Origin of the sequence: Streptomyces sp. RP5T (assembly GCF_003933965.1) — a bacterium.
Classification (GTDB): Bacteria; Actinomycetota; Actinomycetes; order Streptomycetales; family Streptomycetaceae; genus Streptomyces.
The window spans coordinates 1-5,396 of record NZ_RSAJ01000560.1; the positions used below are offsets into that span (position 1 = coordinate 1).

At 71.3% G+C, this 5,396-nt stretch carries 5 protein-coding genes; 3 read left to right on the forward strand and 2 right to left on the reverse strand.

Annotated features, from left to right (window positions below; genetic code table 11):
- Positions 1-1,104 (reverse strand): elongation factor Tu (gene tuf / locus EHS43_RS36250; protein WP_125194852.1); only part of this gene is annotated, 1,104 nt, incomplete at its 3' end.
- 328 nt (positions 1,105-1,432) lie between these two features.
- On the opposite strand from tuf, the gene EHS43_RS36255 reads away from it, so the two are divergent.
- Positions 1,433-2,200 (forward strand): TVP38/TMEM64 family protein, encoded by a 768-nt coding sequence (locus EHS43_RS36255; RefSeq protein ID WP_125194853.1) that lies wholly within the window; start codon positions 1,433-1,435, stop codon positions 2,198-2,200.
- A 49-nt stretch (positions 2,201-2,249) separates the two neighbouring features.
- Here EHS43_RS36255 and EHS43_RS36260 read toward each other — a convergent pair whose 3' ends face one another.
- Positions 2,250-3,419: a thiolase family protein gene (locus EHS43_RS36260; protein ID WP_125194854.1), complete on the reverse strand. Its 1,170-nt coding sequence runs from the start codon at positions 3,417-3,419 to the stop codon at positions 2,250-2,252.
- A 126-nt stretch (positions 3,420-3,545) separates the two neighbouring features.
- On the opposite strand from EHS43_RS36260, the gene EHS43_RS36265 reads away from it, so the two are divergent.
- Positions 3,546-4,016 carry a helix-turn-helix domain-containing protein gene (locus EHS43_RS36265; RefSeq protein ID WP_125194855.1) on the forward strand — a complete coding sequence of 157 codons (471 nt, stop codon included), beginning with the start codon at positions 3,546-3,548 and terminating at the stop codon, positions 4,014-4,016.
- A 165-nt stretch (positions 4,017-4,181) separates the two neighbouring features.
- Positions 4,182-5,057: an undecaprenyl-diphosphate phosphatase gene (locus EHS43_RS36270; RefSeq protein ID WP_125194856.1), complete on the forward strand. Its 876-nt coding sequence runs from the start codon at positions 4,182-4,184 to the stop codon at positions 5,055-5,057.
- Positions 5,058-5,396: the final 339 nt, after the last annotated feature.

Genomic DNA, 5,396 nt, shown 5'->3' on the forward strand with positions numbered 1-5,396 from the left:
TCCCTCCTCAAGAGGCACGTCCCGACCCAGCTCCACGGTCATGACGACCCTGTCCCCCGGCCGGGCCACGGCGACCTCACCGAGGTCGACGTCCCCCACCACGTCCGCCGTACGGATGTAGAACTGCGGCCGGTACCCGGTCGAGACAGGCGTCGTACGCCCGCCCTCCCGCGCCGACAGCACGTACACCTGCGCGGTGAAGCGACGACTGGGCACCACACTGCCCGGCGCGGCCACGACATGCCCGCGCCGGACCGCGTCCCGGGGCACACCCCGCAGCAGCAACGCCACGTTGTCCCCGGCCTGCGCCTCCTCCATCGGCTTGCCGAAGGTCTCGACACCGGTCACCACCGTCTCCACGGCGGCCCCGAGCACCTCGACCCGGTCACCCACCCGCACGGTGCCCCGCTCGACCGCGCCGGTCACCACGGTCCCCCGGCCGGTGATGGTCAGCACGTTCTCGACGGGCATCAGGAACGGCGCGTCCAGATACCGCTCGGGGATGGGCACGTACGTGTCCACCGCGTCGAGCAGCGCCTCGATCGACGCCGTCCACCGCGGGGCCCCCTCCAGCGCCTTCAGCCCGGAGACCCGTACGACGGGCACGGCGTCCCCGCCGTAGCCGTGCGCGGTGAGCAGCTCGCGGACCTCCAGCTCGACGAGTTCGACCAGTTCCTCGTCGGCCGCGTCCGCCTTGTTGAGGGCGACCACCACGTGGTCGACGCCCACCTGCCGCGCGAGCAGCACGTGTTCGGCGGTCTGCGGCATGATTCCGTCGAGCGCGGAGACGACGAGGATCGCCCCGTCGAGCTGCGCGGCCCCGGTGACCATGTTCTTGACGTAGTCGGCGTGGCCCGGCATGTCCACGTGCGCGTAGTGCCGGGTGTCGGTCTCGTACTCGACGTGCGCGATGTTGATGGTGATCCCGCGCGCGGCCTCCTCCGGGGCGCGGTCGATGCGGTCGAACGGCACGAACGTGCCGCTGCCGCGCTCGGCGAGGACCTTGGTGATGGCGGCGGTCAGGGTGGTCTTGCCGTGGTCGACGTGCCCCATCGTGCCGATGTTCAGGTGCGGCTTGGTCCGCACGTAAGCGGTCTTGGACATGGCTGTACCTCGAAGCCTCTGCGTGTTCGCGGAAGAACGGGGACCCCAAGGACTCGCCGACCCTCCCCCTGCGGGGTCCGCCGGACTGTCCGGAGAGGGTCAGCTTCGGGCGCCGTCTGCGGCGGCCGGGAACACGGGAACGGCAGCCTTCGGCGCATCCGCGACTGCGGATGCTGCGAGAGCGAAGGCGTACCGGAACATGACGCAGATCATGTCCGAAGCGTCGTCCCACGTCGAACGGTTTTTTGTGACCGCCTGTGTCGGCCCGTCCGGACAACCGACGGCATCCGTAAGGCGATCACCCCTCGGTGTCGGTTACCGTCACTGGATGCTCGATGCCACCACCCGCTCTGGGGGCACCGCCACGGCCACTCCCCCGGCCATCGCCACGGAGCTCGCTCTCCCCGTCCCCGCTCCGGTGGGTCTCACCGCCCGCTGCACGAGAGTGCTGCTGTCGCCGTGGTCCCGGCTCTCCCTGCTGATCGCGCTGCTCGCGGCGGCCGCGTGCACGGTCCTGCTCTTCGAGCCCCAGAGACTGCTCTCGGACGGCTGGCCGCCCCAGCTCGGCGGGATCGCGGCCGCGGTCGTGTTCGGGGTGGCGTACGGGCTGTGCACGGTGGCGTTCGTGCCCCGGCCGCTGCTGAACCTCGCGGCGGGCGCGCTCTTCGGGTCCCAGCTCGGGCTCGCCTCCGCGCTGGCCGGCACGGTGCTCGGGGCCGGGATCGCCTTCGGCCTCGGCCGGGTGCTCGGGCAGGACGCACTGCGGCCGTTGCTGCGGGGGCGGTTGCTGAAGGCGGCGGACGGGCAGTTGAGCCGGCACGGGTTCCGCTCGATGCTGGCGGCCCGGCTGTTCCCGGGGGTGCCGTTCTGGGCGGCGAACTACTGCGCCGCGGTCTCCCGCATGGGGTACGTCCCGTTCCTCGCCGCGACGGCGCTCGGCTCGGTCCCGAACACCGCCGCGTACGTGGTCGCCGGGGCCAGGGCGTCAGCGCCCACGTCCCCGGCGTTCCTGATCGCCATGGCCGCGATCGCCCTGCCGGGACTGGCGGGGGCGGTCGTCGCCTGGCGCAAGCGGCATCAGCTGCGCCGCCGTTGAACGCCTGACCCTGCCGGATGGTGCGGGCGGACCTCGCAAGGCCCCTCGCTCACACCCTTTCCAGGATCATCGCGTTGGCCAGTCCTCCCGCCTCGCACATCGTCTGCAGTGCGTAGCGCGCTCCGCGCTCCCGCATGGCGTGCACCAGCGTCGTCGTCAGCCGTGTGCCGCTGGCGCCCAGGGGGTGGCCGATCGCGATGGCGCCCCCGTGGACGTTGACCTTGCCCAGGTCCGCGCCGGTCTCCTGCTGCCAGGCCAGGACCACGCTGGAGAACGCCTCGTTGACCTCGAAGAGGTCGATGTCGTCGAGGGCGAGCCCGGCCCGGCGCAGGACCCGTTCCGTGGCCGGGACGACTCCGGTGAGCATGAGGAGGGGGTCCGAGCCGGTGACGGCGAAGCTGTGCAGCCGGGCCAGGGGGCGCAGTCCCAGCCGCGCGGCCGTCTCGCTCGACATGATCAGGACGGCCGAGGCGCCGTCGTTCACAGGGCTGGCGTTGCCCGCCGTGACGTTCCACTCGATCTGGGGGAAGCGTTCGGCGAAGTTCGGGTCGTGGTAGGCGGGCCTGAGTCCGGCGAGGATCTCGGGGGTGGTGCCGGGCCGTACGCACTCGTCGCGCGCGAGACCTTCCAGGGGAGCGACCTCGGCGTCGAAGAGACCCTGCTCCCAGGCGGCCGCGGCCTTTCGGTGCGAGGAGACGGCGAAGGCGTCCATCTGCTCGCGCGTGATCGACCACTTCGCGGCGATGAGCTCGGCGCTGATGCCCTGCGGGACGAGGCCCTCCTCATAGCGTGCGGCTACGCCGGGGCCGAAGGGGTCCTTGCCCTCGGGGACGTTCGACCACATCGGCACCCGGCTCATCGACTCCACACCGCAGGCGACGACGATGTCGTACGCGCCCGCGATCACCCCCTGCGCGGCGAAGTGCACGGCCTGCTGGGAGGACCCGCACTGACGGTCCACGGTGGTCGCCGGAACGGTCTCCGGGAACCCGGCCGACAGTGCCGCGTAGCGGGTGGTGTTCATGGCCTGCTCGCCGACCTGGTCGACGGCGCCGCCGATGACGTCGTCGATGAGGGCCGGGTCGACCCCGGAACGCTCGACGAGGGCGCGCAGGGTGTGGGCGAGGAGTTCGACGGGGTGCACGTGCGCGAGGGCACCGTTCGGCTTGCCCTTGCCCACGGGGGTGCGTACGGCTTCGACGATCACTGCGTCACGCATGATGCCTGCTTCCATCGATGAGGGGCGATTACCGGCGAGTAGGAAATCCAAACTCACCATATCCTCGCGGGTTGGAAAATCAAACCCTTGAGTTGGAGAACCAAACCCTCCCCTAGACTGGACTCCATGGCCGCCACCCGAGACCCGCGCCCCTGCTCCATCGCCGACGCCCTGGCACTCGTCGGCGAGAAGTACTCCCTGCTCGTCCTGCGGGAGGTCTGCCTGGGCAACGGCCGCTTCGACCAGCTCGTGCGCAACATCGGGGCCCCGCGCGACATCCTGGCCACCCGGCTGCGCCGGCTCGTCGACGCCGGGATCCTGGTCAAGCGGGTCTACAGCGAGCGGCCGCAGCGCTTCGAGTACCGGCCCACCCAGGCGGGGTTGGAACTGGAGCCGGTGCTGCTGACGCTCATGGCCTGGGGTGACCGGCACCTGCGCGCGGACGACGACCGGCCCATGGTCCTGGAGCACAGCTGCGGCCACGAACTGCAACCCGTCGTCGTCTGCTCCGCCTGCCGCGGCACGGTGGCACACGAGGACCTGACCTCGCACCCGCAGGCCCCCGGCTGGACGGTGTCGGGCCCGACGGCCGCGTAGGCGCCCACCGGCCACCCGCACGGGCCGGCCCCTGCGGCAGGCCCGCCCCTGTGGCGGGGCCGTCACCGCGGGGCGTTACGCTGCCCTCGCACCCCGATCACCGCGCCCGGTGATGTGGCGCGCCCGACTCCCGTCACACGACCAGCACTTGGACGCCGTAACTTCATGTCTTGGTTCGAATCACTCATCCTCGGACTCGTCCAGGGGCTGACCGAGTTCCTTCCCGTCTCCTCCAGCGCGCACCTGCGCCTGACCGCGGCCTTCTCCGGCTGGAAGGACCCCGGGGCGGCCTTCACCGCGATCACCCAGATCGGCACCGAGGCCGCCGTGCTGATCTACTTCCGCAAGGACATCGGGCGGATCATCTCGACGTGGAGCCGTTCCCTCGTCAAGAAGGAGCTGCGCAGCGACCACGACGCCCAGATGGGCTGGCTGGTGATCGTCGGCTCCATCCCCATCGGCGTGCTGGGACTGCTGTTCAAGGACCAGATCGAAGGGCCGTTCCGCGATCTGCGCGTCACCGCCACGATGTTGATCGTCGTCGGCATCGTCATCGGCGTCGCCGACCGGCTGGCGGCCCGCGACGAGACCGGTGGGCGTCACCGCGCGCCCAAACAGCGCAAGGGACTTGAGGACCTCGGCGTCAAGGACGGCCTGATCTACGGCCTGTGCCAGGCCATGGCCCTCGTCCCCGGCGTCTCCCGTTCCGGCGCCACCATCAGCGGCGGCCTCTTCATGGGCTACAAGCGCGAGTCCGCGGCCCGTTACTCCTTCCTCCTCGCCATCCCGGCCGTACTGGCCTCCGGGCTCTTCGAGCTGAAGGACGCGCTGGAGAGCGACCACGTGTCCTGGGGCCCCACCGTCTTCGCCACGGTGATCGCCTTCGTCGTCGGCTACGCGGTCATCGCCTGGTTCATGAAGTTCATCTCGACCAAGAGCTTCATGCCCTTCGTCTGGTACCGCATCGCCCTCGGCATCGTCATCATCGCCCTGGTCACGATGGGCGTCCTGAGCCCCCACGCGGCGGAGTCGGCGGGCTGAGCGACCGGGTGGCCTGACCCGGCGGTTCGCGCGGTCACGCCGAAGTACCCGCAGCTCTGCCGCGCCACCGCCCTGGACTCGCCGAGCGCGGCACCGGGCCAGGACCCGCCGACCGAGGACCTCCTGGCCCCCGGCTGATCGGTGGGGGGGGGCCGTATCCGGCACTGCCGGGGGTCCGGCGTCGAACCCTGACACGGCGGCCCTGCTGGAGCGCTCGGTCCCCGGCGACCGGGATGGCACACCCGGGTTCGCCCGACCACGCCGACGTGTACGACGGAGGCGGGGACCCGCCCGCGTCCTCGCCCCCGCCTCCTCGCCCCGGCACCCTGGCCGCCGTCT

Excerpts from the sequence above, each read along its gene's own strand:
- EHS43_RS36255 (WP_125194853.1), top strand. The coding sequence starts at position 1,433 with ATGCTCGATGCCACCACCCGCTCTGGGGGCACCGCCACGGCCACTCCC.
- EHS43_RS36265 (WP_125194855.1), top strand. The coding sequence starts at position 3,546 with ATGGCCGCCACCCGAGACCCGCGCCCCTGCTCCATCGCCGACGCCCTG.
- EHS43_RS36270 (WP_125194856.1), top strand. The coding sequence starts at position 4,182 with ATGTCTTGGTTCGAATCACTCATCCTCGGACTCGTCCAGGGGCTGACC.
- EHS43_RS36260 (WP_125194854.1), bottom strand. The coding sequence starts at position 3,419 with ATGCGTGACGCAGTGATCGTCGAAGCCGTACGCACCCCCGTGGGCAAG.